Source organism: Streptomyces azureus (assembly GCF_001270025.1).
GTDB classification, from domain to species: Bacteria; Actinomycetota; Actinomycetes; order Streptomycetales; family Streptomycetaceae; genus Streptomyces; species Streptomyces azureus.
The window spans coordinates 208,671-234,135 of the sequence record NZ_DF968533.1 but is presented as its reverse complement, the minus strand read 5'-3'; the positions used below and the strand labels follow the sequence as shown (position 1 = coordinate 234,135).

Annotated in this window: 23 protein-coding genes, 3 tRNA genes and 2 pseudogenes; 9 read left to right on the top strand and 19 right to left on the bottom strand. The window is 69.3% G+C overall.

What is annotated here, in order from left to right:
- Nucleotides 1–25: 25 nt before the first annotated feature.
- The gene (locus AOQ53_RS39030; protein WP_059424771.1) at nucleotides 26–1,057 is read left to right on the top strand and encodes an adenosine deaminase; all 1,032 of its coding nucleotides are present in this window, start codon (nucleotides 26–28) and stop codon (nucleotides 1,055–1,057) included.
- 177 nt (nucleotides 1,058–1,234) lie between these two features.
- Here the strand turns inward: AOQ53_RS39030 and AOQ53_RS39025 are convergent, their stop codons facing one another.
- The 6 genes from AOQ53_RS39025 to AOQ53_RS39000 all read right to left on the bottom strand — a co-directional run bounded on the left by AOQ53_RS39025 (nucleotide 1,235) and on the right by AOQ53_RS39000 (nucleotide 3,890).
- A complete protein-coding gene (locus AOQ53_RS39025) occupies nucleotides 1,235–2,290 on the bottom strand; it encodes a UDP-N-acetylmuramate dehydrogenase (RefSeq protein WP_059424769.1) in 1,056 nt (351 codons plus the stop codon).
- Between the two features lie 164 nt (nucleotides 2,291–2,454).
- Nucleotides 2,455–2,883 carry a MaoC family dehydratase gene (locus AOQ53_RS39020; RefSeq protein ID WP_059424767.1) on the bottom strand — a complete coding sequence of 143 codons (429 nt, stop codon included), beginning with the start codon at nucleotides 2,881–2,883 and terminating at the stop codon, nucleotides 2,455–2,457.
- A gap of 8 nt (nucleotides 2,884–2,891) precedes the next feature.
- Nucleotides 2,892–3,344 carry a MaoC family dehydratase N-terminal domain-containing protein gene (locus tag AOQ53_RS39015; RefSeq protein ID WP_059424764.1) on the bottom strand — a complete coding sequence of 151 codons (453 nt, stop codon included), beginning with the start codon at nucleotides 3,342–3,344 and terminating at the stop codon, nucleotides 2,892–2,894.
- A 101-nt stretch (nucleotides 3,345–3,445) separates the two neighbouring features.
- The gene (rpmG, locus tag AOQ53_RS39010; RefSeq protein ID WP_003948671.1) at nucleotides 3,446–3,610 is read right to left on the bottom strand and encodes a 50S ribosomal protein L33; all 165 of its coding nucleotides are present in this window, start codon (nucleotides 3,608–3,610) and stop codon (nucleotides 3,446–3,448) included.
- Nucleotides 3,611–3,698: 88 nt separating this feature from the next.
- Nucleotides 3,699–3,771 (bottom strand) — tRNA-Met (locus AOQ53_RS39005).
- Between the two features lie 46 nt (nucleotides 3,772–3,817).
- Nucleotides 3,818–3,890: transfer RNA gene (locus AOQ53_RS39000), tRNA-Thr, on the bottom strand.
- 235 nt (nucleotides 3,891–4,125) lie between these two features.
- On the opposite strand from AOQ53_RS39000, the gene AOQ53_RS38995 reads away from it, so the two are divergent.
- A complete protein-coding gene (locus tag AOQ53_RS38995; protein WP_059424762.1) occupies nucleotides 4,126–5,385 on the top strand; it encodes an amidohydrolase family protein in 1,260 nt (419 codons plus the stop codon).
- Between the two features lie 78 nt (nucleotides 5,386–5,463).
- Complete coding sequence (locus AOQ53_RS38990) at nucleotides 5,464–6,120, top strand: NAD(P)H-binding protein (protein WP_059425037.1); 657 nt, start codon at nucleotides 5,464–5,466, stop codon at nucleotides 6,118–6,120.
- 19 nt (nucleotides 6,121–6,139) lie between these two features.
- On the opposite strand, the gene AOQ53_RS38985 is transcribed toward AOQ53_RS38990, so the two are convergent.
- Entirely contained in the window at nucleotides 6,140–6,352 is a 213-nt protein-coding gene (locus tag AOQ53_RS38985; protein WP_059424760.1) for a hypothetical protein, read from the bottom strand.
- Between the two features lie 190 nt (nucleotides 6,353–6,542).
- Here AOQ53_RS38985 and AOQ53_RS42510 point away from each other — a divergent pair.
- Nucleotides 6,543–6,775, top strand: a pseudogene (locus AOQ53_RS42510) (MFS transporter); the annotation flags it as partial.
- Nucleotides 6,776–7,243: 468 nt separating this feature from the next.
- On the opposite strand, the gene fxsT reads toward AOQ53_RS42510, so the two are convergent.
- Nucleotides 7,244–10,018, bottom strand: coding sequence for an FxSxx-COOH system tetratricopeptide repeat protein (gene fxsT, locus AOQ53_RS38980; RefSeq protein WP_059424758.1), 2,775 nt, complete (start codon nucleotides 10,016–10,018; stop codon nucleotides 7,244–7,246).
- 115 nt (nucleotides 10,019–10,133) lie between these two features.
- Here fxsT and AOQ53_RS38975 point away from each other — a divergent pair, with 115 nt between their 5' ends.
- On the top strand, nucleotides 10,134–10,667 hold the full coding sequence (locus AOQ53_RS38975; RefSeq protein WP_059424756.1) for a hypothetical protein: 534 nt from the start codon (nucleotides 10,134–10,136) through the stop codon (nucleotides 10,665–10,667).
- Between the two features lie 1,214 nt (nucleotides 10,668–11,881).
- Here the strand turns inward: AOQ53_RS38975 and AOQ53_RS38970 are convergent.
- Entirely contained in the window at nucleotides 11,882–12,949 is a 1,068-nt protein-coding gene (locus AOQ53_RS38970; protein WP_059424754.1) for a GTP pyrophosphokinase, read from the bottom strand.
- A 183-nt stretch (nucleotides 12,950–13,132) separates the two neighbouring features.
- Here AOQ53_RS38970 and AOQ53_RS38965 point away from each other — a divergent pair, with 183 nt between their 5' ends.
- Nucleotides 13,133–13,318 (top strand): helix-turn-helix transcriptional regulator, encoded by a 186-nt coding sequence (locus tag AOQ53_RS38965; protein ID WP_059424753.1) that lies wholly within the window; start codon nucleotides 13,133–13,135, stop codon nucleotides 13,316–13,318.
- Between the two features lie 169 nt (nucleotides 13,319–13,487).
- A pseudogene (locus AOQ53_RS47195) lies at nucleotides 13,488–13,969 on the top strand (site-specific integrase); the annotation flags it as partial.
- 164 nt (nucleotides 13,970–14,133) lie between these two features.
- On the opposite strand, the gene AOQ53_RS38955 reads toward AOQ53_RS47195, so the two are convergent.
- Nucleotides 14,134–14,215: transfer RNA gene (locus AOQ53_RS38955), tRNA-Tyr, on the bottom strand.
- A gap of 221 nt (nucleotides 14,216–14,436) precedes the next feature.
- Here AOQ53_RS38955 and AOQ53_RS38950 point away from each other — a divergent pair.
- A complete protein-coding gene (locus AOQ53_RS38950) occupies nucleotides 14,437–14,925 on the top strand; it encodes a YajQ family cyclic di-GMP-binding protein (protein WP_059424751.1) in 489 nt (162 codons plus the stop codon).
- A 242-nt stretch (nucleotides 14,926–15,167) separates the two neighbouring features.
- Here the strand turns inward: AOQ53_RS38950 and AOQ53_RS38945 are convergent, their stop codons facing one another.
- Nucleotides 15,168–15,434 carry a GlsB/YeaQ/YmgE family stress response membrane protein gene (locus AOQ53_RS38945; RefSeq protein WP_059424749.1) on the bottom strand — a complete coding sequence of 89 codons (267 nt, stop codon included), beginning with the start codon at nucleotides 15,432–15,434 and terminating at the stop codon, nucleotides 15,168–15,170.
- Between the two features lie 200 nt (nucleotides 15,435–15,634).
- Here AOQ53_RS38945 and AOQ53_RS38940 point away from each other — a divergent pair, with 200 nt between their 5' ends.
- Nucleotides 15,635–16,891 (top strand): APC family permease, encoded by a 1,257-nt coding sequence (locus AOQ53_RS38940; protein ID WP_059424747.1) that lies wholly within the window; start codon nucleotides 15,635–15,637, stop codon nucleotides 16,889–16,891.
- A gap of 299 nt (nucleotides 16,892–17,190) precedes the next feature.
- Here AOQ53_RS38940 and AOQ53_RS38935 read toward each other — a convergent pair whose 3' ends face one another.
- The 8 genes from AOQ53_RS38935 to AOQ53_RS38900 form a co-directional block, all read right to left on the bottom strand.
- Entirely contained in the window at nucleotides 17,191–17,583 is a 393-nt protein-coding gene (locus AOQ53_RS38935; RefSeq protein WP_059424745.1) for a YccF domain-containing protein, read from the bottom strand.
- Nucleotides 17,580–18,443: a zinc metalloprotease HtpX gene (gene htpX / locus AOQ53_RS38930; RefSeq protein WP_031118818.1), complete on the bottom strand. Its 864-nt coding sequence runs from the start codon at nucleotides 18,441–18,443 to the stop codon at nucleotides 17,580–17,582. Before htpX ends, AOQ53_RS38935 begins: the two co-directional genes overlap by 4 nt.
- 240 nt (nucleotides 18,444–18,683) lie before the next feature.
- A complete protein-coding gene (locus AOQ53_RS38925; RefSeq protein WP_059424742.1) occupies nucleotides 18,684–20,207 on the bottom strand; it encodes an NADH-quinone oxidoreductase subunit N in 1,524 nt (507 codons plus the stop codon).
- Nucleotides 20,204–21,778, bottom strand: a complete 1,575-nt coding sequence (locus AOQ53_RS38920; protein WP_059424740.1) for a complex I subunit 4 family protein — start codon at nucleotides 21,776–21,778, stop codon at nucleotides 20,204–20,206. The genes AOQ53_RS38925 and AOQ53_RS38920 overlap by 4 nt, the downstream gene beginning before the upstream one ends.
- 6 nt (nucleotides 21,779–21,784) lie before the next feature.
- Nucleotides 21,785–23,779 carry an NADH-quinone oxidoreductase subunit 5 family protein gene (locus AOQ53_RS38915; RefSeq protein WP_059424738.1) on the bottom strand — a complete coding sequence of 665 codons (1,995 nt, stop codon included), beginning with the start codon at nucleotides 23,777–23,779 and terminating at the stop codon, nucleotides 21,785–21,787.
- The gene (gene nuoK, locus AOQ53_RS38910; RefSeq protein WP_059424736.1) at nucleotides 23,776–24,174 is read right to left on the bottom strand and encodes an NADH-quinone oxidoreductase subunit NuoK; all 399 of its coding nucleotides are present in this window, start codon (nucleotides 24,172–24,174) and stop codon (nucleotides 23,776–23,778) included. The genes AOQ53_RS38915 and nuoK overlap by 4 nt, the downstream gene beginning before the upstream one ends.
- A complete protein-coding gene (locus AOQ53_RS38905; protein ID WP_059424734.1) occupies nucleotides 24,174–24,818 on the bottom strand; it encodes an NADH-quinone oxidoreductase subunit J family protein in 645 nt (214 codons plus the stop codon). The genes nuoK and AOQ53_RS38905 overlap by 1 nt, the downstream gene beginning before the upstream one ends.
- Complete coding sequence (locus AOQ53_RS38900) at nucleotides 24,815–25,465, bottom strand: 4Fe-4S binding protein (protein ID WP_020275041.1); 651 nt, start codon at nucleotides 25,463–25,465, stop codon at nucleotides 24,815–24,817. Before AOQ53_RS38900 ends, AOQ53_RS38905 begins: the two co-directional genes overlap by 4 nt.

Below are 25,465 nucleotides of genomic sequence, written 5' to 3'. Positions count from 1 at the left end.
CTGGGGCGTACGGCAGGATCCTGGAATGGAGCGTGTACGTGATGTCTCTGAACTGCCGAAAGCCCATCTGCATCTGCACTTCACCGGGTCGATGCGGCCCACGACCGTGCTGGAACTGGCCGACAAGCACGGGGTGCGCCTGCCCGACGCGCTGACCGAGGCTCTGGTCGGCGGGGAGCCGCCGAGACTGCGGGCGACGGACGAGCGGGGCTGGTTCCGCTTTCAGCGGCTGTACGACGCGGCGCGCTCGTGTCTGCAGGAGCCGGAGGACATCCAGCGGCTGGTGCGGGAAGCCGCGGAGGAAGATCTGCGGGACGGGTCGGGGTGGCTGGAGATCCAGGTCGATCCGACGTCGTACGCGCCGCGGCTGGGCGGGTTGATCCCGGCGCTGGAGGTCATCCTGGACGCGGTGGAGACGACGTCGCGGGAGACCGGGCTCGGTATGCGGGTGCTGGTCGCGGCGAACCGGATGAAGCACCCGCTGGACGCGCGCACCCTGGCGCGGCTGGCGGTGCGGTACGCGGACCGGGGGGTCGTCGGGTTCGGGCTGTCGAACGACGAGCGGCGGGGCATGGCACGGGACTTCGACCGGGCGTTCGGGATCGCGCGGGAGGCCGGGCTGTTGTCGACGCCGCACGGGGGCGAGCTGGCGGGGCCGTCGTCGGTGCGGGACTGTCTGGACGACCTCGGGGCGAACCGGGTCGGGCACGGAGTGCGGGCCGCGGAGGACCCCCGGCTGATGAAGCGGCTGGCGGACCGGCAGGTGACCTGTGAGGTGTGCCCGGCGTCGAACGTGGCGCTGGGGGTGTACGAGAAGCCGGAGGACGTGCCGCTGCGGACGCTGTTCGAGGCGGGGGTGCCGCTGGCGCTGGGCGCGGACGACCCGTTGCTGTTCGGGTCGCGTCTTGCCGCGCAGTACGAGATCGCGCGGCGGCATCACGGCTTCACGGATGCCGAGCTGGCGGAGGTGGCTCGGCAGTCGGTACGGGGGTCGGCGGCGCCGGAGGACGTGAAGGCGAAACTGCTGGCCGGGGTGGACGACTGGCTGGCGTCGTAGCGCCTGCGGGTGCTCAGCTGCCGTCGGCCGCAGCTGCGTGCGGCGCCTGCGGGTGCTCAGCCGCCGTCGGCCGCCGCTGCGGGCAATCGTGCAGCTAAGGGCGGCACGGGTGGGCGCAGCGGCACCCCGTTCCGCCGGGCTGCGGACCCACCCGGCAGCGGCACCCAGGCCGGGTGCCTACAGACTCACGCCTACCGTCACCGGCTCGTTGACCAGCGTGATCCCGAAGGCCTCGCGGACACCGGCCACGACCTCGCGGGCCAGGGCGAGCAGGTCCTCCGTGGTCGCGGTACCCCGGTTGGTGAGGGCCAGGGTGTGCTTCGTGGAGATGCGGGCCGGCCCGTCGCCGTAGCCCTTCGTGAAGCCCGCCTTGTCGATCAGCCAGGCCGCGGACGTCTTGGTGCAGCCCTCACCCGCGGGGTACGCGGGCGGCTCCACGCCCTCGCCGAGGCGCTCACGCACACGTGCGCGGAACGTCGCGAAGTCGGCGTCCGTGAGGATCGGGTTGGTGAAGAAGGACCCGGCCGACCACGTGTCGTGGTCCTCGGGGTCCAGGACCATGCCCTTGCCGGAGCGCAGCTTGAGCACCGTGTCGCGGGCCGATGCGAGCGGGACGCGGTCGCCGGGTCCGACACCGAGGGCGCGGGCCGTCTCGGCGTACCTGAGGGGGGCGGAGAGGCCGTCGGCGTCGTCCAGGGAGAAGCGGACGCGCAGGACCACGTATCGCTCCGGGTCCGACTTGAAGCGGCTGTGGCGGTAGGAGAAGGCGCAGTCCTCGTTGGCCAGGGTGACCGTCTCACCGGTCCGGCGGTCGTAGGCGACGACCTCGGTGATCGTCGAGGAGACCTCCTGGCCGTACGCCCCGACGTTCTGGATGGGGGTCGCGCCCGCCGAGCCGGGGATGCCGGCCAGGCACTCGATGCCGGCCAGACCCGCCTCGACCGTGCGGGCGACGGCGTCGGTCCACACCTCGCCGGCGGCCAGCTCCAGTCTCGTGCCGTCGAGGGAGTAGCCCTTGGTGGCGATGACGAGGGCGGTGCCCTCGAAGCCCTTGTCGCCGATGACCAGGTTCGAGCCGCCGCCGATGAGCAGCAGCGGGGTGCCCGCCTCGTCGGCTTCGCGGACGACGGCGATCACCTCGTCGTCCGTCGTCGCGGTGACCAGCCGGGTCGCGGGGCCGCCCAGCCGGAAGGTGGTCAGCGGGGCGAGGGGGGCGTCGTGGAGTTCCTGCACGGGCTCAAGAGTACGAGACGGCACTGACAGGCTCCGGCACGCATGGGTGCGGCCCCCGTTCGGGAGTGGATGCCGGTGAGTCCGTACGAGTGACGCCCGTACCTGCGTACGAGTAAGGGGCGCGCCCCGCAATGGAGAGCGCCCCCTATCCGGCAGCTGCCACCTCAGGCCAGCCGCACGACCGCACGCGACATGCCCAGCACCTTCTGCCCGGCGCTCATCGCCGTGAGGTCCACTCGGACCGTGTTGTCGTCGAGCTTGGCCGCGACCTTGCCGCCGACCTCGATCACGGCGCCCTGGTCGTCGTTCGGGACGACGACGGGCTTGGTGAAGCGGACGCCGTACTCGACGACCGCGCCCGGGTCGCCGACCCAGTCGGTGACCACGCGGATCGCCTCGGCCATGGTGAACATGCCGTGCGCGATGACGTCCGGAAGGCCGACCTCCTTGGCGAACTTCTCGTTCCAGTGGATCGGGTTGAAGTCGCCGGAGGCGCCCGCGTACTGGACGAGGGTCGCGCGGGTCACGGGGAAGGTCTGCGCGGGCAGTTCCGTGCCGACCTCGACGTCGGAGTAGGAGATCTTCGCCGTCATGGGATCGCTCACGCCTCCTCGGCCGCGCGGGCCACGAGCTTGGTCCAGGCGGTCACGACGTGCTCGCCGGCCTCGTCGTGGACCTCGCCGCGGATGTCCAGGATGTCGTTGCCCGCGAGGGACTTGATCGCCTCGATGGTGGAGGTGACCGTGAGCCGGTCGCCGGCGCGGACCGGGCGGCGGTAGGCGAACTTCTGGTCGCCGTGCACGACGCGGCTGTAGTCCAGGCCGAGCTGGGGGTCCTGGACGACCTGCCCGGCGGCCCTGAAGGTGATGGAGAAGACGAAGGTCGGCGGCGCGATCACGTCGGGGTGGCCGAGCGCCTTGGCGGCATCCGCGTCCGTGTACACCGGGTTGGTGTCCCCGACCGCCTCGGCGAACTCACGGATCTTCTCCCGGCCCACCTCGTAGGGCTCGGTGGGCGGGTACGTCCGCCCCACGAAGGACTGGTCGAGCGCCATGGCCCGGCACCTCCTGGTTGCGCTACTGAACGATTCGGGTCATTCAACGACGCGAGGCCGCCCCCGATCACTCGGGAACGGCCTCGCGTACGAGCCTGTTTTTATCGCGTTTCGCGGTGCGCGGTGTGCGCGTTGCAACGCGGGCAGTGCTTCTTCATCTCAAGACGGTCCGGGTTGTTACGCCGGTTCTTCTTGGTGATGTAGTTCCGCTCCTTGCACTCCACGCAGGCCAGCGTGATCTTCGGGCGGACGTCGGTGGCAGCCACGTGAGTGCTCCTAAGACGAACGGATGGACTGTTTAACGCAAGAAGAGTAGCCGATCGAAGGACCGACCCCGCAATCGGCTACTTAGAGTAGCGGTGACCGGACTTGAACCGGTGACACAGCGATTATGAGCCGCTTGCTCTACCGACTGAGCTACACCGCTTTGATGTGGTCGGGCCCCGCCTCGCGACGGGAACCGTTCACACCAGAGCCCCAAAACGGAATCGAACCGTTGACCTTCTCCTTACCATGGAGACGCTCTGCCGACTGAGCTATTGGGGCGAGCGATGAAGACATTACACGCTCCGCCGCCGTTCGCCCAAATCCGTTTCGGGTACCCGCCCCGGACGCGCGCACCGTCCTCCCGGCAGCCTCGTGCGTGCCTCTCGTTCCGCGCAGCGGCCACGCCGGTACGACTATTGCGCTCCTCCCCGCGACGGGCGGGAGGCCGTCCTAGGCTCGACTCACTCTGAGTGATCATGCGTCCTCGCGTGCGCAGCCGAGCCCCAGGAGCGCGATGCCCGACAGCCAGCCGCAGCCGCCGCCACCCCCGTCGTCCTCGCCGGGTCCGGCCGACCCGTCGTCGCTGCTGCTGTGCGGGGCGCGGCTCACCGACGGCCGGACCGTGGACGTACGGCTGGGCGGCGGGCGTATCGAGGCGGTCGGCACGGCCGGCAGCCTGGCGGCGGGCGGCACGCGCGCGTGCGGGGCGCGAGTGGATCTCGGCGGCTATCTGCTGCTGCCGGCCCCGGCCGAGCCGCACGCCCATGCCGACACGGCGCTGTCGGCCGATGCCGAGGGCCCGGTCTCGTACGAGCCCCAGGACGTCCAGCGCCGGGCAACCGAGGCCACGCTGTTCCAGCTCGGGCACGGGGCGACGGCGGTGCGGGCCCATGTGCGCGTGGGGGACGTCCAGGGGCTGGGCGCGCTGGCGGCCGTGTTGCAGGCGCGGCGGGCGCTGCGGGGGCTGGCCGAGCTGACGACGGTGGCGATGCCCCGAGTGCTGACCGGGGTGGCCGGGGCGGACGGGCTGGCGGTACTGCGGGACGCGGTGAAGATGGGCGCCTCGGTGGTGGGCGGCCGGCCGGATCTCGACCCGGATCCGACGGGGTACGTGGAGGCGGTCCTGGAGGTGGCCTCCGAGCACGGCTGTCCCGTCGACCTGCACACGGACGCCGGGGATCCGGCGCGGCTGGCCCGGCTCGCGGCGATGGCGGGCGGACTGCGTCCCGGGGTGACCCTCAGCCCCTGCGGCGATCTGGGCCGGCTGCCCTCCGAAGTGGCCTCGCGGACCGCGGACCAACTCGCGGCGGCCGGGGTGACGGTGGTGTGCCTGCCGCAGGGCGGCTGCGGTGGTGTGGACCGGCGGGGGGCGGCTCCGGTGCGGTTGCTGCGCGCGGCCGGGGTGCGGGTGGCCGCGGGGAGCGGGGCGCTGCGGGACGTGTCGAACCCCGTGGGGCGCGGCGACCCGATGGAGGCGGCGTTCCTGCTGGCCTCACGCTACGGCCTCTCGCCCGAGGAGGCGTACGACACGGTGAGCGGGTCGGCGCGGGCGGTGCTGGGGCTGCCGGAGGTGCGAGTGGAGGCGGGTTTCCCGGCCGAGTTGCTCGCGGTGCGCGGGGACCGGCTGGCGGGGGCGCTCTCGCTGGCGTACAGCCGGGTGGTGGTGCACCAGGGGCGCGTGGTGGCGCGGACCAGCGCGGTGCGGGAGTTCTGCAGTTCGGCGGCTTCGGTGGAGCTGGGGCTGCCGCGGCAGGGGCGGGGGCAGTTGTCGTAGGGCCCGGGGCGGGTGGGGCTCCGGGGCGTGGCTGAAGCCGTGCGGCGGACGGTGCTGTCCGGGCGTACGGTCGAAGGCATGCGTACTGTCATCGCTGGTGGTCATGGTCAGATCGCGCTGCGGCTCGAGCGGCTGCTCGCCGCGCGCGGAGACGAGGTTGCGGGGATCATCCGCAAGGCCGAACAGGCCGACGATCTCCGGGAGGCCGGTGCCGAACCGGTCGTGCTCGACCTGGAGTCGGCGTCCGTGGACGAGGTCGCGGAACGGCTCAGGGGTGCCGACGCGGCGGTGTTCGCGGCGGGCGCGGGCCCGGGCAGCGGGGCGGCCCGCAAGGACACCGTGGACAAGGCCGCGGCGGTCCTCTTCGCTGACGCGGCGGTGACGGCGGGCGTGCGGCGCTTCGTGATCGTGTCGTCCATGGGCGCCGACCCGCAGCACCAGGGCGACGAGATCTTCGACGTGTACCTGCGCGCCAAGGGCGAGGCGGACGCGTACGTGCGCGGTCTGGACGCCCTGGACTGGACGATTCTGCGCCCCGGTCAGCTCACCGACGACGCCGGCACCGGGCTCGTACGCCTGGAGGCGCACACGGGTCGCGGCCCGATTCCGCGCGACGACGTGGCCGCCGTGCTGGCGGAGCTGGTGGACACCCCCGCGACGGCCGGCCTCACTCTGGAGCTGATCAGCGGACCGGCTCCGGTGTCCGTGGCGGTGAAGTCGGTGGCAGGGAACTGACGACGCCGGGGAAGCGTTCCTAGAACAGGGGCAGTTGGCCCGGGAAGTCGGGGACCGCGTAGCCGTCCAGGGAGGGCTGTTCCGGGCCGAGCCGGGCCTGGCGGCGGGAGCCCGGGCATGAGGTGAGTTCGCCGTGTTCCCGGGCGCCGGGCGGGTCGTGGCGCGCGTACCGCCCGGCGACGACGGCGATCTCGCGACGGCACTCGGGGCAGGTTCTGCGACGGGAGGACATGGGGCCAGTGTGCCGCGCGTGCGGCCTGCGTATGCCTGTCCCCCGCCCCGTGGTCTTCTCCGCTCCCTCGCCCCGCGGCCTCCTCCGTCCGCTCGCCGTGCCTCCACCCCCATCCGATTGCTCAACTCAATCGATTTGGCTTGGCTTTGACGGGTCGCGCTGCCCCTGACGCCCCTACGGAGGCCCGGCCATGCCCCATGTCCTTCCCCGTCCCACCGACGACGGGAGGCCCGTGGCGCCGCGGGCGGACGCCGTGGTGGCGGTTCTGGCCTTCGGCGGGATCGTGGTCTCGCTGATGCCGACGCTGGTGATCCGATCGTCCCGGAGCTGCCCCGGCTGCTGAACGCCCCGGCGTCGGACGCCCTTTGGGCCGTCACCGTGACGCTGCTCACCGCCGCCGTCGCCACCCCGATGACGGGCCGACACCGCGTACGCCAAGTTCCTGAAGAACGGGATGAGGCAGCGAACGCCAAGATCTCGACGCGCCTGGAAGGGCCCGGCTGCTCGCCGAGCACGCCGTCCACGCCCCGTCCACACAGTCCGAGACGGGTGGTCGAACACGAGGCACAGTGAGACGGTGGACTGATCTCGCGACCGCACGACAAAGGGCCCGTGACCTGCAAGATTCGCAGGTCACGGGCCCTTTGTTTCCCGTGTGGCGGCGCCAGGATTCGAACCTGGGAAGGCTGAGCCGGCAGATTTACAGACCGCGCGCGTCTGTCTCTTACCAGGGATTCAAGCCACCACTGAGTGAAGCTGCCCCACACTTGCCCCACCAAGCTGAGAACCGTAAGCGCCGTCAGCATTCATGCCGCGTCTGCCCGAGCCGGGAGCTGATCACGGTGTGAGCGCGTTCCTGCATCGCGCATTGGAGGCGCTGGCCATGCTTCGTTAACGGCGTTTGCGGCCAAAGCGGCGTTTGCCCTGGTTCGACTTCCGACCAGTCAGCTGCTGCGCCTCATGTGTCCTTCCCATCGCGGTCAGTGCAGCGGCGAGATTCCGGGTGGCACGCTCAGTTTTGGGATGCGTCGCACCGAAGAGGCGCACGTAGCTGGCACGTACATCCTTCAAGAGTCGGACGGCCTCCGGGTACTGACGGAGAGCGTGCAGGGTGCTGGCGAGGTTGTTGGCGGAAGTGAGGGTGTCGGGATGGTCCTCACCCAGAACACGGCGACAACGCCCAAGGACATCCTCCTGCATGCGGCGGGCCTCCGCATGCTCCCCCAAGGCGTTCAGGGTGCCGGCGAGGTTGTTGGCGGAACTGAGGGTGGCGGGATGGTCCTCACCCAGAACACGGCCACGACGCGCAAGAACATCCTCATGCATGCGGCGGGCCTCCGCATGCTCCCCCAAGGCGTCCACGGCGCTGGCGAGGTTGCCGGCGGAACTGAGGGTGTCGGGATGGTCCTCACCCAGAACACGGCCACGACGCGCGAGAACATCCTCATGCATGCGGCGGGCCTCCGCATGCTCCCCCAAGTCGTTCAGGGTGCCGGCGAGGTTGTTGGCGGAAGTGAGGGTGTCGGGATGGTCCTCACCCAGAACACGGCCACGACGCGCGAGAACATCCTCATGCATGCGGCGGGCCTCCGCATGCTCCCCCAAGGCGTTCAGGGCGCTGGCGAGGTTGCCGGCGGAAGTGAGGGTGTCGGGATGGTCCTCACCCAGAACACGGCCACGACGCGCGAGAACATCCTCCTGCATGCGGCGGGCCTCCGCATGCTCCCCCAGGTAAGACAGGTTGGTGGATGCATCGTTGGCAGAGTGGAGCGTGTCGGGATGGTCCTCACCCAGAACACGGCGGCGACGGACAAGGGTGTCCTCGATGATGAGGTGCCCTTTGGCGTAGTCGCCGAGTCCGACGGTCGCGTGCCCCAGAAACTGTGCGCAGGTAAGGGTGTCGGGGTGATCTGGCCCCACATCGATGCTCCATGCCTGATGCAGTACTGCGCTGAGGTCATGGGCGGCGCGCGGCAGGCCGCTGCAGATGAGGAAGTGAGCCGCTTTCGAGAGGGTGGGGCGCAGTGCAGGCCGGTTGGTGATCGCGGTGGTGACGTGGGGGGCGGTGAGGTGGACGGTGAGAGAGGCCCACGCTGGCCAGTCAGCCGGAGATCGCGGGTCGCCCGGGTTGACTGCTGCAAGGACAGCGGTGACGTCATCGCGGATTGCTACGACCAGGTCAGGACTGGTCTGGGTGCGGATGATGGCCTGGGTCAGTCGGTGGATCTGGAAGGTGTCGAAGTCGGTGCGGGCCAGTCCGAAGCGGCCGAGGGGCTGGAGGGCGTTGCGCAGCCACATCGGGTCGTCTGGGTCGCCGGGAATGGTGGCCAGTCGGGGGCGGGCCGTCTCCAGCCAGGCGGTGGGGATGGGTTCGGGGCCGAGGAACGCGCCGAGACGGAGCAGGGCGGTGGCATCGGGGTGGCCATCTTCCACGAGGCGGGTAACGGCGATGTTGACCGTCGCAGCCAGCGGCGCGGGATAGTCGCGCACGTCACTCTCCTGCAGGAGGCGTGCGGTGTCGGTGGTCAGAAGTTGACGGTAGCGGTCCAGGGTCATGCCGCTGCGCAGAACTCCCGCAGCTTGGGCGAGCGCAAGGGGTAGGTCGCCGAGATCCTGCGCCAGGAGATCGGCGTGCTCAGTGGTCATTCCCGAGATACGACTCTTGAGGTAGGCCAAGGAGTCGGTGCGGGTGAACACGCCCAGGTCACTCTGGTGAGCGATCCCGTGCCAGTCGGGGTTGCGTGAGGTGATCAGAACGTGGCCTGGCCCCTCGGGGAGCCAGGGCTCAATCTGATCAGGGTGCTCAGCGTTGTCGAGAATGAGAAGCCAGCGGTGCCGCGTCCGCAGATGCTGGAGAAGAGCACGGGCGTTGGGTTCGGAGCCGGCATCGGATTTGGCAATGCCGAGGCGGTCGGCGAGTTCGGTGTAGCGGACGGGCAACTGGTCGGCCTGTTCCGCATCGACCCACCACACGAGGTCGTACTGGCTGGCGAAGCGGTGAGCGTACTCCAAGGCAATCTGGGTCTTCCCGATGCCGCCCATGCCGTGGAGCGCCTGGACCACTGCTTGGTGTCCGCTGAGCAGACCGGTACGAAGCTGCCCCATAACAGCCTCGCGGCCGGCAAAGTCGGGGTTGCGGCGACGGACATTCCACACCTCGGGCAGACCGACGCTGCTGGGTAGTCGGGGACGCTGTGTATCAGGTTCCGTAGTCGTATCGGCGGAGGCGGCACCAGGGAAGGCGACCGGACCGGTAGGGGTAACCGGTCCATGGACTGCTTCAAGCAGGGCAGCAGTAGCGGCGGTCTCGTCCAGACCGTGAACGTCTGTGCGCAGCATCCCGGCCAGGAGGGCGGGGATGTCGTCGTCGGCCAGAAGCTCGATCGCCACCGGAACGAGGCGTCCCCGAAGGGCCACGGTGGCCGACCACTCCTCTCGGGTCCATCGTTTGGGGGCGAAGTAGTGCCTGGAGAACAGGGCCACCACCGCGTCGGCCCTGTCGAGAGCAAGGTTCATCTTCTGGACGAAGTCGTCTCCGGTGCGCCAGTGCCACCGGTCCAGCTCAACCTGGTGCCCAGCCTGCTGGAGCTGCCAGCTGGCCCACTCCGCCCAGGCCCGGTCCGGGCCTGCGTAGCTGACAAAAATTCGTTGCGTGGTGTCGGTCACCGTTGACCCCCGAATCCCCTGACGCTCGTAACGTGGAGCACCGGCCATGATCTCGCGTATAGCGTGGGGCAGGGGAGAGAACGCCGAGATCTCGTAGGTAGGAAGAGGCAGAGAAATGGCCCAGGCGCCGAAGAACGTGGAAGTCAGGCTGAAGCTGCCGATGCTTGAGATCGCAGGCAGCTGGGAGCCAAACGACGCGGAGCGGCGAGCTGCCTGGGAGCTGTATGTAGAGCTGATCACCCGAGTATCTGTGGTGCCGCTGCGGGAGGACGAGGGCCTGCTGCGAGAGGCGCTGACGAGCCTGTACTCGCTGTTCGGCACCACTCGCGAGATCCTGCGCCGTCACGGGCCGCAAATCGCCGAACCGAAACGGAACGGCGAGTACAACTTCGGGTACCTGGCTGTGGCAATGCTCAACTACGGTGTACGCCCGCTCCTCGCCGCCTGGCACCCTGCGTTGGAGGACTGGGAGAGCCGTCGCCCCGCGGACCGCTCCCTCCGCGACCACGAGCGCGCCTGGCCCCAGTCGGCTCAGCTGCGAACCGCCTTGAACGACACCCGTCGCATCCTTGCCGCGTACGCCGACCTCCTCGCCACCGCCTGCGGCGTACCCAACCTCCTCGGCGCCTATCCAAACCCCCGCTCCTGACGCACCACGAGGCTGGAGGAGGGCGTTCCTCGTGATCGCGGGTGAGCATGCACCCGCCGCCCTGGCTCGGCAGCACATTTACAGCGGGCTACCTTCAGCATCAGTAACCTGCGCTTCTTCCTGTCCTTGCCGTAGTTGGGGGACGCGTGGGGGAATCGGGCCCGCCTCTAATCAGGCTCGGCTCTCTCAGCTCCTCGTCGGGCACCATCTTGCCGACCAGCCGGAGCAGGGCACCGCCATTAGTCGCCGGTCCAGCCGCTGTGCGGTCCAGCTCGAAGAGCGAAGCGCTACCCCGTAGGCGTGTTCGGTGTCTCATCTGCGCTAACGGAAGGACCCGAGACTATGAACCTGTCCATGGACTGCCCTTGAGGCCACCGAGCCAATACCTCAAGCGTTGCAGCGTCCCTTTGTGGGATGGGCTCAGAGCGCAAGAAGGCGCCGAGGCAGGCGATGCTGTCCAGGCACAAACTCATCCCATCCGCACGACGTTGCACGTCACTTCGCGGATCACCGGCCGGCCCAATCTGGGTATACAGGGCGTTGATGCCGAGTCGCGTCCTCAGCTCCGCATCGGGTAACCACTGCGAGTGCAGTTGGACGGTGGCGTGATGACGGCTTCTAGCACGGTTGTACTCGTGTACCTCGTCCCCGGTTACGTCGTAGGCCCCCCGCCGTAGGTTTTGCTGCATGACTAACAACTCGGCCAGCAGCTTCTCCGCAGCAGTGACTGCCTCACCTCGCCGCCGAGCAGTCTCCGCTGCGCGGGATGCATGGCGCTGTTGGTAGACCACACCACCGAAGGTGGCACCGGCGCCCGCACTTACACCGACAAGACCGATCAACGCACCCAGCACCGTCGCGTCCATGCTGAGGATGGTCCCAGGCAGAGCCGGGTCACGTCACTGACCTGTACGCCCTCGCAGTGCCCGCCACCCACTGAGGCGGAACGGCCAAGAGCGTCGTGGCAGCAGCGTCCGTACAGCGCGTGACCTGTATGAACGCTCATTCGCACACTCACGGCTGCTGCGCTGGCCCACAGATGGCCCACGTGCCTCCTCCTCCGCTTCCCCTGTCCGCCACCTCGGCCCCGGCGGACGGACTAGCCCATCCTCCGCCGCTGGCTTCAAGCAGGACTGGTGAACCTAGTCGCGACCGATCAGCACGAGGCAGAATTTCGGCGTGACTGAGTACAGAGACCTGGCGAGTACCCGTTCTCAACTCTCAGGTAGTAGCCTTTTCGCATTTTCGAATTCTTCTAGATGCGACGTGTAAAGATCAGACCACTCTCCCCCGTCGGCCTTTTGCAGAACAAGAAGAAGTTGGAGTATCAAATCTTCGGGAGAAGTGAACCCGTTGTTTTCTATTCCTTCGTTGCTCAGTGCTCTGAGCGCCGGTGCGATGTGCTCGTCGGCGTCCCGTAGCGTGTCGACAAGTGAACTCAGTTTCCCAATCGAGTAAGCATCAAGAGCCTCAGTCAGACGCGTGCGGTCGAAGGCGGCCTGACTGGACCCCCCCTCATCGATCCGGGGGTAACCGGCATCTTTGGCTCGCATGAGAAGATCTTGGACCAGCGGATCGACGGATATCCAGGCGGCGATGGAATCCGCGTTGATCTCGACATCGTAATCTCCGCCCCCGACAACCCGTGTGTACATTCGAGAGAGCTCCAGCCCCTCCTGCTTGATGTTGGAGAACTCCTCGTCTGCGAGCTCGAAGAGTGCACTGAGTCGGAATAGCTTGCGGCGCAATTCCCTGGGCACCTCGTGCGCCTTCTTGTACTCGATCTTATGGTTTACTGCCGCCCAGGCATGCTGAAGGGCGGTGCGGATTTGGATTTCTGCTCGATAGTTCTCGAAGGCTCGCCATTCAGGTAGAGATTTTCGAGAATCGCCAAGCTCGAATATGAGGTGGAATGAGGAGTATCCGAACTGATCGTCGGCCAACTCGGCCGCCTTGTCTACACTGTGCTCCTCTAGGACATGAAATTCGTTGCGGATCAAATCTGCTACTTCATTCACGTCCTCCATGTAGTAGGTGATCACGCGGATTCCTACGAGGTCGGTGACTTCTTTCAGTGGGTCGGTGTACTTCCCTGCCTTCCTGGTCAGCTTCTCAGCGAAGCTGTCCACGTCTTTCACTCGTCCGTCGATCTGCACCACGTCAACATCTGCTGAGTAGATGATGGTCTCGATGAGCTCCTTCAGTTTCCTACAGTATTCCGTGTACGTGGGTCGGAGCCGGCTGTAAGACTCTGTCCAGCTTGCCTGGTCATCCTTTTCCACAGATATCAGCCCCCTGGCTTGGCTGTAGGCGCGGCGAGACGCAATAGTTTCAGATGGGCGACCTTCTTGATGCCGACTCCAGGGAGCGCATCTGCTCAGACGTCGCCACGCTCCGCACCTCGGACACACGCGGACCCGCTTCCCTTCACCCTGCCCGCTGAACTCTCCGAAGGAGTCCCTGCCTTGGCCCGCCCCAAGATGCTCAAGCTCCCCGAAGTCCTCGAAGAGATCGAGATGAGCCGCGCCGCCTTCTACCGCATGCGCGCCCGAGGCAAGGCCCCCAAGCTCATAAAGCTCCCGAACGGGCATATCCGGTGTCGCCGCAGCGACCTGAACGCCTGGTGCGCCACGCACGAAATCGCAGCCTGATCTCTGACCGCACCACGGGGCCCCGCCATGGCGGGGCCCCTTTCGTAGGAAGGCCCTCGATGGAGAAGACGTACGACGTTCGGATCTGGTCCGTCCGCCAGCGGAAGGATCGTGGACAGACCTCCGCAGAGTTGCGCTGGAAGACGGGCGAGACGCCTCACTCGCAGCTCTGCGCCTCCGGGAGACTCGCCCGCGCTCAGGGTCGGCCTGGACGGACAGCGGTGAGGCGCACGGTCGGCGAGGGCTCAAGCACCGGCCCCGGAAAGCAGTCCGCACCGTTCCGATCCCGCCCGATCTCGTGAACCTGCTGCGGTGGCACGTCACGGCATACGGAGTTACCCCCGACGGGCGGCTGTTTCGGACGCAACGCGGCGGGCTCATCCAGGACACCGGATACGGCGAGGTGTGGGCGGAAGCCAATGCGCGCGCTCTCACGCCCGCTCAGTGCGCGTCACTGCTGGCGAAGCGTCCGTATGATCTTCGCCACGCCGCCGTGTCCACGTGGCTCAGTCCGGGGTGGAACCGCAGGAGGTAGCCGCGCGCGCCGGCCACAGCGTGGCCGTGCTGTTCCGGGTGTACGCGAAGTGCCTGGACGGCGGCGCCGCCACAGCGAACGCCCGGATCGAGCGGGCGCTAAGGAACGGCAGCTAGGAGGGTCGGAAGCTGCCCCACGCCTGCCCCACACGGACTGGTCAGCACCCGAATCAGGGTGAGACACACTGGGAAAAAGCGCCCATAGCGATCAGGTCGGGCCCGTGAACGACGAAAGGGTCTGTGACCAGCGTTGCTGCTGGTCACAGACCCTTTCGGTCGTGTGGCGGCGCCAGGATTCGAACCTGGGAAGGCTGAGCCGGCAGATTTACAGTCTGCTCCCTTTGGCCGCTCGGGCACACCGCCGGGGTTGCTGCCCGTCGAACCGCCTTTCCGGCGGCGCTCCGTGGCAACGACGTAAACAATACCTGATGTGGAGGGGTGCTTCGCCACCCGATTGATCGGCGCTCGGAGGGCGGGGGGTGGCTAGGCTTGTCCGGATGCGGCCCGGGATCCGAACAGGCCCGGCGGCCGCCCACGTACGCCGGTACGCACGATACGCACCCCGATACAAGGAGCCACAGGACATGGCCGACTCCAGTTTCGACATCGTCTCGAAGGTCGAGCGGCAGGAGGTCGACAACGCACTGAACCAGGCCGCCAAGGAGATCTCGCAGCGCTACGACTTCAAGGGCGTGGGTGCCTCGATCTCGTGGTCCGGTGAGCAGATCCTCATGGAGGCGAACTCCGAGGACCGGGTGAAGGCCATCCTCGACGTCTTTCAGTCCAAGCTGATCAAGCGCGGCATCTCGCTGAAGGCGCTGGACGCGGGCGAGCCCCAGCTCTCCGGCAAGGAGTACAAGATCTTCGCGTCGATCAAGGAGGGCATCTCCCAGGAGAACGCGAAGAAGGTGGCGAAGACCATCCGCGACGAGGGCCCCAAGGGCGTGAAGGCGCAGGTGCAGGGCGAGGAGCTGCGCGTCAGCTCCAAGAGCCGTGACGATCTTCAGGCCGTCATCGCCCTGCTGAAGGGCAAGGACTTCGACTTCGCCATGCAGTTCGTGAACTACCGGTAGGTCCAGTCGGGACCTCGGAGCTCCCGGTCTGCACGGGCGGGCTCCCGGTCTGCATGGTTACGAGGAAGGGTGGGCACCTGCTGGGTGCCCACCCTTCTCGCCTGCTGGCTGCGGTCGATGGGCGCGTGCCGGGCACGGGCGGTGGGCACCGGCCAGTCCTGGGGCGTGCGCACAGGCGGTGGGCACCGGCCAGTCGTGGGGCTGTGCGGGGCGGGCGTATGCCGGTCGAGCGTCGCGCGCGGTCAGCTGCGTGAGTTGCCGAACAGGAGGCGGTAGGCGATCAGGAGGACGAGCGATCCGCCGATCGCCGCGGCCCAGGTCGCGCCGTCGTAGAAGTTCTGGGTGATCGGGTGGTCCATCCAGCGGGCCGATATCCAGCCGCCGATGAACGCTCCCGCGATGCCTATCAGAGTCGTGCCGATGAGGCCGCCCGGGTCGCGCCCCGGCAGCAGGAACTTCGCGATGGCTCCGGCCAACAGTCCCAGGAGGATCCAGCTGATGATGGTCATGCCGTGAACCTGCCCTTCCACGCTGTGCCCGCACTGTCCCGGCCATGTGATCTTGCTCCCGGCAGGCCGTGCTCGTGCGTCGTGCGTCGTACGCCGGGTGTTCCGCGTGCGACGTCCTTGCCGCGCGCGTTCACACCGTCTTGGTGGGGAGGACGCCCTGGCGGCGCCCGCCGGTTGCACTGATCAGTAGGGTGCGGTGCATGACAGCCTCCGCTTCCGGACTGCGCCGCACCCTAGGCGTCGGGGACGCCGTCGTCGTCGGACTCGGCTCGATGGTGGGAGCCGGGATCTTCGCCGCCCTCGCGCCCGCGGCGCACGCGGCCGGCTCCGGGCTGCTCCTCGGGCTCGCCGTCGCCGCCGTGGTCGCGTACTGCAACGCCATGTCGTCGGCTCGCCTCGCCGCCCTGTATCCGGCCTCGGGCGGTACGTACGTGTACGGGCGTGAGCGGCTCGGGGAGTTCTGGGGGTATCTCGCGGGCTGGTCGTTCGTGGTCGGGAAGACGGCCTCCTGCGCGGCGATGGCGCTCACCGTGGGCACGTACGTCTGGCCGGGGCAGGCGCACGCGGTGGCGGTCGCGGCCGTGGTGGCGCTGACGGCGGTGAACTACGGCGGTGTCCAGAAGTCCGCGTGGCTGACGCGGGTGATCGTGGCGGTGGTCCTGGCTGTCCTGGCTGCTGTGGTGGTCGTGTGTCTAATGTCCGGCGAGGCGGATGCCGGGCGGCTGGACATCGGGGCATCGGACGGTGCGGGCGGTGTGCTTCAGGCGGCCGGTCTGCTGTTCTTCGCGTTCGCCGGGTACGCCCGGATCGCGACCCTCGGTGAGGAGGTGCGGGACCCGGCGCGCACCATTCCGCGCGCGATCCCGCTGGCACTGGGTATCGCGCTGGTGGTGTACGCGGGTGTGGCGGTGGCTGTCCTTTCGGTGCTGGGATCGGACGGTCTCGGGGACGCGACGGCGCCGCTGGCCGACGCTGTGCGGGCGGCCGGGATGCCCTGGCTCGTGCCGGTGGTGCGGATCGGTGCGGCCGTGGCCGCGCTGGGGTCGCTGCTCGCCTTGATCCTGGGCGTCTCGCGGACGACGCTGGCCATGGCCCGGGACCGGCATCTGCCGGGCGCGCTGGCGGCCGTGCATCCGCGTTTCCAGGTGCCGCACCGGGCGGAGCTGGCCGTGGGTGTGGTGGTCGCGGTCCTGGCCGCCACGGTGGACGTCCGGGGCGCGATCGGGTTCTCCTCCTTCGGGGTGCTGGCGTACTACGCCGTGGCCAACGCGTCGGCCTGGACGCTGGGTTCGGCGCCGACGGCACGGGTGGTGCCGGTGGTCGGGCTGGTCGGGTGCGCGGTGCTGGCGTTCTCGCTGCCGGGGGTTTCGGTGGTCGTGGGCGCGGGTGTGCTCGTGGTGGGTGCGGTTGCGTACGGGGTGCGGCGGGTGGTGCGGGCGAGGGCCGGGAGGGCGTAGTACTGCCCTGTTTGCTGTGGCCGGGGCTTCGTGGCCGTGGTCGGTCGGGGCTTCTTCAGCTGCGGTCCAGGGCCTCATGACTGCTGTCCGGTTGCTGCCCGTCAGGGGCCTCTGCCAGGGTCGGCAGGCTCAGGACGTGAAGTCCGACTGCGTGGGCAGGTGTTGTGGGCCTTGCCCCTCGCTCGTGTCTGCAACTGCTCGATCGCGGTCATGGGTTCATGATGCAGGCCGCCGCTGACAGCCGGGCGGGCCTGTGGATAACCCGTGGCCTGTGGAAACCGGGTGGCGTCGCCCCGCCGTCAGCGCACCGCGAAGGGCTCGTTCGTCCGCACGATGTCGCGGCCCAGCGGGAGCAGCGATACCGGGATGAGCTTGAAGTTGGCGACGCCGAGCGGGATGCCGATGATCGTGACGCACAGCGCGATGCCGGTGACGATGTGGCCGAGGGCCAGCCACCAGCCCGCGAGCACCAGCCACAGGACGTTGCCGACGCAGGAGGGCGCGCCCGCGTCACGGCGCTCGACCGTCGTGTACCCGAAGGGCCACAGGGCGTAGACGCCGATACGGAAGGCCGCGATGCCGAACGGGATGCCGATGACGGTGATACAGAGGAGCAGGCCGGCGACCATGTAGGCGAGGAAGAGCCAGAAGCCGCTCAGGACGAGCCATATGACGTTGAGGATGGTCTTCACTGGTTCCCACCTGCCATCTTCTCGAGCCGGGCGATGCGGTCCGCCATCGGCGGGTGTGTGGAGAACATCTTCGAAAGGCCCTGGCCGGGCCGGAACGGGTTCGCGATCATCATGTGACTGGCGGTCTCGATGCGCGGCTCGGGCGGCAGCGGGAGCTGCTTGGTGCCGAGTTCGAGCTTGCGCAGGGCGCTGGCCAGGGCGAGCGGGTCGCCGGTGAGCTGGGCGCCGGAGGCGTCCGCCTGGTACTCCCGGGAGCGGCTGATGGCCAGTTGGATGAGAGAGGCGGCCAGCGGGCCCAGGATCATGATCAGCAGCATGCCGAGCAGGCCGGGGCCGTCGTCGTCGTCCGAGCGCCCGATCGGGATCAGCCAGGCGAAGTTGACCAGGAACATGATCACGGAGGCGAGGGCACCGGCGACCGACGAGATGAGGATGTCGCGGTTGTAGACATGGCTGAGCTCGTGGCCGATGACGCCGCGCAGCTCGCGCTCGTCCAGGAGGCGCAGGATGCCGTCGGTGCAGCACACGGCGGCGTTGCGCGGGTTGCGGCCCGTGGCGAAGGCGTTGGGCGCCTCCGTCGGGGAGATGTACAGGCGAGGCATGGGCTGGCGGGCCTGTGTGGAGAGCTCGCGGACCATGCGGTAGAGCCCCGGGGCCTCGAACTCGCTCACCGGGCGGGCGCGCATCGCGCGGAGGGCCAGCTTGTCGCTGTTCCAGTACGCGTACGCATTGGTGGCCAGCGCTACCAGGACGGCGATGACGAGCCCCATACGGCCGAAGAAGCTGCCGATGACGATGATGAGTGCGGACAGTCCTCCGAGGAGGACTGCTGTCCTGAGCCCGTTGTGCCGGCGGTGCACGGTACGCCCTCCAAGTGGTGCGGCAGGGGGACCCTCGCTTGCTGATCTGCGGTGCCACTGGTGCCGTGAGGTTCACGTCCAGTGGAACTTCCCGTACTGGTCAACGCCAGGCGGGAGGCACTAGTTCCCTTGTGCGCGCCGCGGGGGGTGTGGACCGTCCGGGTGAACAGCGCCGGGAGAGCGGCACGCGCGCGTGGAGGGCCGGGTGCCCCACGCGCGCGTGGTGAATGCGCCTGTTGTTCAGAAGAGGGCCGTGTCGGTGAAGCGCAGGACCAGCTGGGGTGCGCCGGACAGGGCGATGCCGAGAACGCCGGTCAGCGCGATCGCGGCGGTGAGCGGGGCGGGGACGCGGTGCTTCTCGGGTTCGCCCTCGGGGGCGCGGAAGAGCAGGGCCGTCCACTGGAGGTAGTAGAACAGCGCGATGACGACGTTGACGGCCATGATCACGGCCAGCCAGCCGAGGCCGGCGTCGACGGCCGCCGAGAAGACGGTGACCTTGGCGAAGAGGCCGATGATGCCCGGCGGCAGCCCGGCGAGGCAGAGCAGGAAGAACGCCAGGAGCAGCGCGGACAGGGGGCTCGACGCGTACAGGCCGCGGTAGTCGGAGACGCGGTTGAGGGACTTCGTCCGGCCGACGAGGGCGGCCACGGCGAAGGCGCCGAGGTTCACGGCGCCGTACATCAGGGCGTAGGCGACGGTGGAGCCGATCGACTTCTCGGCGTCGCCGGAGTACGCGGCGGCCGCGATCGGTACCAGGAGGTAGCCCGCCTGGCCGACGGACGACCAGGCGAGCAGGCGTACCGCGCTGTACGCGCGCGTGGCCTGCTGGCGCAGGGCGCCGACGTTGCCCACGGTCATGGTGAGCGCGGCCAGGGCGGCCAGGGCCGGGCCCCAGACGTCGGCGTACGACGGGAGGGCGACGACCGTGACGAGGATCAGGCCGCTGAAACCGACCGCCTTGCCGATGACCGACAGGTAGGCGGCGATCGGCAGGGGCGCCCCCACATAGGTGTCGGGTACCCAGAAGTGGAAGGGCACGGCGGCCGTCTTGAAGGCGAAGCCGACGAGGGTGAGGACGACACCGGTCTGGGCCAGCGTGTGGAGCTGCCCGTCGACGTTCTGGATGCGGTCGGCGACCTGGGTGAGGTAGAGGGTGCCCGTGGAGACGTACAGGAAGCTGATGCCCATGAGGCTGACCGCGGTCGCGGTGACCGAGGACAGGAAGAACTTCAGGGCCGCTTCGGAGGACTTCCGGTCGCCGTACCTGAGGCCGACCAGCGCGAAGGCGGGCAGGGAGGCGACCTCGAGGGCGACGATCAAGGTCGCGAGGTCCCGGGAGGCGGGCAGGAGGGCGGCGCCGGCCGCGGAGGACAGCAGGAGGAACCAGTACTCCCCTTCGGGAAGTTCCTTGCGGGCGTCCTTCAGGGCGGTGACCGACAGGAGGGCGGCGAGGAGGGCGCCGCCGAGGACCAGGAACTGGATGACCAGGGTGAAGCGGTCGGCCGTGTAGCTGCACACGGTGGCGTCGCCGGTCAGGCAGAAGGTGCTGCGGTCGCCGTCCAGGAGGGGCAGCAGCAACAGCGTGGCGGCGGCCAGGCCGGCCACGGACGTCCAGCCGAGCAGCGTCTTGCGGTTCTCGGCGACGAACAGGTCGGCGACCAGGACGACGAGTCCGACGACCGCCGCGATGGTGGGCGGGGCGATCGCCAGCCAGTCGACGGACTGGACCAGCGACGCGGCCAGGGGCTGGGCCGGGGAGCTCATCGGGTGCCTCCTGCGAGGAGCTGCTGGACGGCCGGGTCGCTCAGGCCGAGGAGGGCCCTGGGCCACAGGCCCGCGACGACGGTGAGGACGACGAGGGGGGTCCAGGCCGCGAACTCGTACGAGCGGACGTCGGTGAGCTTCGGCGCGTCCTGGGGCAGGGCACCCATGCAGACGCGGCGGACCACGATCAGCAGGTACGCGGCCGTCAGAAGCGTCCCGAACGCGCCGATCGCCATGAAGGTGAGGAACGCGGGACGGCTGAGGCCTGCTGCCGGCTGGAACGCGCCGAACAGAGCCAGCATCTCGCCCCAGAACCCGGCCAGGCCCGGCAGACCGAGCGAGGCGACGGCTGCGAAGGCGAGCAGGCCGCCGAGGCGCGGGGCCCTGCCGTAGAGCGCGGCTCCGGTCTCCTCGGCGAGGGTGTCGAGGTCGGTGGTGCCGGTGCGGTCCTTCAGCGCGCCGACCAGGAAGAAGAGCAGGCCGGTGATGAGGCCGTGGGCGATGTTGGCGAAGAGGGCGCCGTTCACGCCGGTCGGGGTCATCGTGGCGATGCCGAGCAGGACGAAGCCCATGTGGCCGACGGAGGAGTAGGCGATGAGGCGCTTGAGGTCGCCCTTCGCGCCCTGCTTGGCGAGGGCCAGGCAGGCCAGGGAGCCATAGATGATGCCGACGACGGCGAGCGCTGCGAGGTAGGGCGCGAAAGTGCGGAAGCCGTCCGGTGCGATGGGGAGGAGGATCCGGACGAAACCGTACGTACCCATCTTCAGCAGGACACCGGCCAGCAGGACCGAGCCGACGGTCGGCGCGGCGGTGTGGGCGTCGGGCAGCCAGCTGTGCAGCGGCCACATCGGCGTCTTGACCGCGAGGCCGATCCCGATCGCCAGAACGGCGATGACCTGCACGGATGCGGTCAGCGACCGGCCGTTGTCAGTGGCGAGTGCCATCATGTCGAACGTGCCCGCCTTGATCCCGATCAGGAGCAGGCCGAGCAGCATGACCACGGAGCCGAGCAGCGTGTAGAGGATGAACCGCCACGCGGCCTGGCTCCGGCCCTCGCCGCCCCAGCGGGCGATGAGGAAGTACATCGGGATGAGGACCATCTCGAAGGCGAGGAAGAACAGCAGCAGGTCGAGCACGGCGAAGGTCGCGAGCGTGCCGGACTCGAGGACGAGCAGCAGCGCGACGAAGGCCTTCGGGGTCGGACCCGCGGGCATCTTGAAGTACGAGTAGAGCGCGCAGAGGAAGGTCAGCAGCGCGGTCAGGACCAGAAGGGGGAGGGAGATGCCGTCGATGCCGAGGTGGATGCGTACGTCGAGTGCGGGGATCCAGCTGATGTCCGTGCTGGCCTGCATCTGCGACGGCTGGTCGTGGTCGAAGCCGAGCGCGAGGACGATCGCCGCGATGAGGACCGCGCCGGTGACGGTGACGCCGTGCCGGAGCACGGCCTGCTCGGGTGACTTCCCCTTCAGCCCGGGCGGGGCCGGCAGCAGAGCCGCGGCGGCGCCCAGGAGCGGCCCGACGACGACGAACGCCAGAAGGAACTGCATCACGGACTCGTTGATATCGATCACGCCTGCTCACGCTCCCGTGGCGACGAGGACGACGGCGACCGCGAGGACGACGGTGCCGGCGAGCAGCGCGCTCACATAGGTCTGGACGTTGCCGGTCTGGGCACGCCGTACGGCGGCGCCGAGCCAGCGGGGCAGCGCACCCGCTCCGCGTACGTAGGTCTCGACGACCTCCCGGTCGAGGAACCGGACGAGGGCCGCCCCGGACTGGACCGGTCGGACCAAGACGGCCCTGTACACGGCGTCCACGTGGAAGCCGGCGGCCGCGTGGCGGTGCAGCGGGCCGAGCAGGAGCCGTCCGGGGTCGGCGGGGTCGGGCGCGTAGGCGATGTCGCCGTAGGCCGGCTTGTGGGTGGCGATGGCCTCCGCCTCGACCTGGGCGGCGTCGCCCTCGGGGTGGGCCGCGACCGCGCCCAGCGGGACGCGTGCGGTGAGCGCGGTGGTGTGCCGCCAGGCGGCGTAGGTGACGATGCCGCCGACCAGGGCCACTCCCGTGCCGAGCACCGAGGTGGTCAGGGTCGGGCTGAGGTCGCGGCCGTCGAACCAGTCGGGCAGCAGGCGGAACGCGAATCCGCCGAGGGCCAGGGACGGGGCGGCCAGCACCCACAGCACGACGGTCATCGTCAGCGGCTGCCTGCCGTGGTCGGGGGCTTCGGCGCCCCGGCCGCGGAAGGCCAGCAGCCACAGGCGCATCGCGTAGGCGGCGGTGAGCACGGCCGTGAGCAGGCCGGCGACGAGGACGATCCAGCCCGCGGCGGCGGGGGCGTGCTCGGTGTGACCGGTGACGACGTGTTCGGCGACGCCGAGGACGGCCTCCTTGGAGAAGAAGCCGCTGAACGGCGGGATCGCGGCGAGCGCGAGCAGCGCCACGGTCATCGTCCAGTAGGCGTCGGGGACGCGGTCGCGCAGGTTCCGCATGCGGGACATGGCGGCGAGCGAGTTGGTGCCGGCGGCGTGGATGATCACGCCGGCCGCGAGGAACAGCAGCGCCTTGAAGGCGCCGTGGGACAGGAGGTGGAAGACGGCGGCGCCGCGGTCGCCGACGGCCAGGGCGCCGGACATGTAACCGAGCTGGCCGATCGTCGAGTAGGCGAGGACGCGCTTGATGTCGTCCTGGGCGAGCGCGGCGAGCGCCGAGCCGGCCATCGTGACGGCGGCCATGACGGCGAGGACGACCATCGCGGCCTGGGAGGTCTCGAACAGCGGGAGGAGACGGGCGATGAAGTAGACGCCCGCGGCGACCATCGTCGCGGCGTGGATCAGCGCGGAGACGGGGGTCGGGCCCGCCATCGCGTCGGGGAGCCAGGTGTGCAGCGGGAACTGCGCGGACTTGCCCGCCACGCCCGCCAGGAGCAGCAGGGCGATCAGCGTCGGGTGGTCGAGCGAGCCGCTCGCGACGGCGCCGAGGACCCGGGTGATGCGGAACGAACCGGCGTCGGTGGCCAGGGCGAACAAGCCGATGAGGAAGGGGACGTCGCCGAGCTTGGTGACCAGGAAGGCCTTGAGGGAGGCGGCGCGGGCCTCCGGCGTCTCCCAGTAGTGGCCGACCAGGAAGTAGGAGCAGATGCCCATGACTTCCCAGCCGACCAGCAGGACGATCAGGTCGCCGGAGTAGACGACCAGGAGCATCGCGGAGGTGAACAGGGAGACGAGGGCGGCGTACGAGGGGTAGCGCGGGTCGTCGCGCAGGTAGCCCGTCGAGTAGATCTGCACGCAGGAGGCGACCAGGCCGACGAGGACGGCGACGAGGGCGGCGAAGCCGTCGATGTGCAGGGCGAGTTCGATCGGGACGGAACCGGTGGGGGTGAGTTCCGTGGCCGCGTTGACGGCCGCGTCACCACCCTGACGTACGGCGACCAGCGCGGCGAGCACCAGGGAGGTGAGCGTCGGCAGGACGGCGAGCGGGCGGACGAAGCCGGGTGCCGTGCGGCCCAGGAGCAGGCCGGCGACGGCGCCGAGGAACGGAAGGAGGGGGACGAGAACGGCGAGGGTGGTCGTGGTCACGCGGTGGCCTCAGCCTTCTGGGCCTCGCCGGACTGCTCGGCCGTAAGGGCGTCGTGGTCGGTGCCGTCGGGGTCGTGCCGTTCGGCGGTGTCGCGGAGCTTGTCGATGTCCGCGGTGCCGCGGTTGCGGTGGACGGCGAGGACGATGGCCAGGCCGATGCCGATCTCGGCGGCGGCGATGGCGATGGTGAACAGAGTGAGGGCCTGGCCGGAGTGCAGGGTCTCCTCGGCGGTCTTGCTGAGCCAGACGTCGAACGCGACCAGGTTGAGGTTGACGGCGTTGAGCATCAGCTCGACCGACATCAGGACCAGGATCGCGTTGCGGCGGGCGAGGACGCCGTACAGGCCCGTGCAGAAGAGGAGGGCGGAGAGGACGGCGGGATAGGCGAGGTGCATCAGCGGGTCCCTTCCTTCTCGCTCCCGGTGGCCGGGGTGCTCCCAGCCGCGGTCGCCCCGGCGGCCTTCGCCTTGCGGGACAGGACGATCGCGCCGACCAGGGCGGCGAGGAGGAGGACGGAGAGGGCCTCGAAGGGGAGGACCCAGTTCTGGAAGAGGCTCGCGCCGGTGGCCTTGGTGGACCCGGCGGCGGGGCCGTCCAGGTCGATCCAGGTCGTGCGGAACGCGTCGACGACGACCCAGACCAGGGCGGCAGCGGCGGCGACGGCCACCGTGAGGGCGGCCCAGCGGTTGCCGGAGTCGGCGTCCGGGGAGCGGCCGATGGGGGCCCTGGTGAGCATCAGACCGAACAGGAGGAGGACGACGACGGAACCGACGTAGATGAGGACCTGCACCCAGGCGATGAACTCGGCGGTGAGCAGGAGGTACTCGACGGCCAGGCCGCCGAGGGTGACCACCAGCCACAGGGCGGCATGCACCAGCTGCCGGGTGGTGACGGTGATGAGCGCGGCGCCGAAGGTGACCAGGCCGACGAGGAGGAAGGCGATCTCGACGCCCGTCGGGGAGAGGAAACCGTGGGTTTCGGCCGCGGCCCCGGTGGCCGGGCCCGCCGTGACGAGGGCTGCGGTTGCGGCGAGGGTCATTCCCGGCCCTCCTGCCCCGGCCTGGGCTGGTCGGTCTGCTGCTTGGAGTCGCCCTGCGGGCGGGTCGGCCGCTCGGCTGCGCGGGCCTGCTCGTCGGCGTGCGGTTCGGTGGCGGGCGGGGCCTGCTGGGCGGCCAGCTTGTCGGCGGTCTTGCGGGCGGTGGCGAGTTCCTTCGGCTCCTCCGCGCCGGGGTCGAGGGCCGGCGGGGCCGGGACGGTCCACATCCACTCGCGGAGCTTGTCGCGTTCGTGGGTGAGGTCGCGGATGTCGGTCTCGGCGTACTCGAACTCCGGGGACCAGAACAGGGCGTCGAAAGGACAGACCTCGATGCAGATGCCGCAGTACATGCACAGGGAGAAGTCGATGGCGAAGCGGTCGAGGACGTTGCGGCTGCGTTCGCGGCCGCCGGGGGTCGCCGCCGGGACCGTCTCCTTGTGGGAGTCGATGTAGATGCACCAGTCCGGGCACTCGCGGGCGCACAGCATGCAGACCGTGCAGTTCTCCTCGAACAGGCCGATCACGCCGCGGGTGCGGGGCGGGAGGTCGGGCTGGGCGTCGGGGTACTGCGCGGTGACGGACTTCTTCGTCATCGTGCGGAGGGTGACGGCCAGGCCCTTGGCCAGGCCGCTGCCGGGAATGGGGGCCAT

What these genes read in the sequence shown, in the direction of transcription:
- AOQ53_RS38900 (WP_020275041.1), bottom strand. Translation starts at nt 25,465, where the DNA reads ATGGCCCCCATTCCCGGCAGCGGCCTGGCCAAGGGCCTGGCCGTCACC.
- AOQ53_RS38990 (WP_059425037.1), top strand. Translation starts at nt 5,464, where the DNA reads ATGCGTACTGTCATCGCTGGTGGTCATGGTCAGATCGCGCTGCGGCTC.
- AOQ53_RS38950 (WP_059424751.1), top strand. Translation starts at nt 14,437, where the DNA reads ATGGCCGACTCCAGTTTCGACATCGTCTCGAAGGTCGAGCGGCAGGAG.
- AOQ53_RS39020 (WP_059424767.1), bottom strand. Translation starts at nt 2,883, where the DNA reads ATGACGGCGAAGATCTCCTACTCCGACGTCGAGGTCGGCACGGAACTG.
- AOQ53_RS39030 (WP_059424771.1), top strand. Translation starts at nt 26, where the DNA reads ATGGAGCGTGTACGTGATGTCTCTGAACTGCCGAAAGCCCATCTGCAT.
- AOQ53_RS38925 (WP_059424742.1), bottom strand. Translation starts at nt 20,207, where the DNA reads ATGAGCTCCCCGGCCCAGCCCCTGGCCGCGTCGCTGGTCCAGTCCGTC.
- AOQ53_RS38995 (WP_059424762.1), top strand. Translation starts at nt 4,126, where the DNA reads ATGCCCGACAGCCAGCCGCAGCCGCCGCCACCCCCGTCGTCCTCGCCG.
- AOQ53_RS38985 (WP_059424760.1), bottom strand. Translation starts at nt 6,352, where the DNA reads ATGTCCTCCCGTCGCAGAACCTGCCCCGAGTGCCGTCGCGAGATCGCC.
- AOQ53_RS38975 (WP_059424756.1), top strand. Translation starts at nt 10,134, where the DNA reads ATGGCCCAGGCGCCGAAGAACGTGGAAGTCAGGCTGAAGCTGCCGATG.
- AOQ53_RS38905 (WP_059424734.1), bottom strand. Translation starts at nt 24,818, where the DNA reads ATGACCCTCGCCGCAACCGCAGCCCTCGTCACGGCGGGCCCGGCCACC.
- AOQ53_RS39015 (WP_059424764.1), bottom strand. Translation starts at nt 3,344, where the DNA reads ATGGCGCTCGACCAGTCCTTCGTGGGGCGGACGTACCCGCCCACCGAG.
- AOQ53_RS38940 (WP_059424747.1), top strand. Translation starts at nt 15,635, where the DNA reads ATGACAGCCTCCGCTTCCGGACTGCGCCGCACCCTAGGCGTCGGGGAC.
- nuoK (WP_059424736.1), bottom strand. Translation starts at nt 24,174, where the DNA reads ATGCACCTCGCCTATCCCGCCGTCCTCTCCGCCCTCCTCTTCTGCACG.
- AOQ53_RS38945 (WP_059424749.1), bottom strand. Translation starts at nt 15,434, where the DNA reads ATGACCATCATCAGCTGGATCCTCCTGGGACTGTTGGCCGGAGCCATC.